The organism is Paeniglutamicibacter antarcticus (genome assembly GCF_039544305.1).
In the GTDB taxonomy this organism is placed as follows: domain Bacteria; phylum Actinomycetota; class Actinomycetes; order Actinomycetales; family Micrococcaceae; genus Paeniglutamicibacter; species Paeniglutamicibacter antarcticus_C.
The window spans coordinates 1-558 of record NZ_BAABLK010000041.1; the positions used below are offsets into that span (position 1 = coordinate 1).

The 558-nt window shown below is 59.5% G+C and carries 1 protein-coding gene; it reads right to left on the bottom strand.

Annotated features, from left to right (window positions below):
- Positions 1-170 precede the first annotated feature (170 nt).
- Positions 171-558: ATP-binding protein (locus ABEA12_RS14970; protein WP_345468790.1), on the bottom strand; the 388-nt coding region annotated here is incomplete at its 5' end.

Here is a 558-nt window from a genome sequence, read left to right on the forward strand (position 1 = left end):
TGTCAATGGCAGTTTGAAATTGCCCATCGGCGGCCAACGAAAATGACCAGTGGCGGCAGCCCCTTGACCACCAGCGGCAATACGAATTGACCACTGGCGGCAACGGAATTGACCAGCCGAACGGGACGCCGCGCTGATGGCCACCGGCGCCCCGAACCTTGTGCAGGTAGCTAGCCCATCGGCATGATCCCCTTCCCGGATTGGGCCTGGAGCAACCGGATCGATTCACCGCTTGTCTGACAGACGTGTGCGTGATGCAGCAACCGATCCACGGTGGCAGTGGCCAGGGTCTTGGGCATCAGCTGGTCAAAGCCCGCCGGGTGAATATTGGAACTGATGGCCAAAGAACGCTTCTCGTAGGCGGCATCCACGATCCGATAGAACCCCTCGGCAGCGTCGTCCGAGACAGGTAAAAGCCCGATATCGTCGATGCAGATCAAATCGGAGCCAGTCACCTTGGCGATGGCCTTGTTCACGCTGTCATCGATCCGGTGCCGGCGCACCAAAGACCCAAGGTCCTCCATGCTCAACCAAGACACGCTCATTCCCGCATCGATC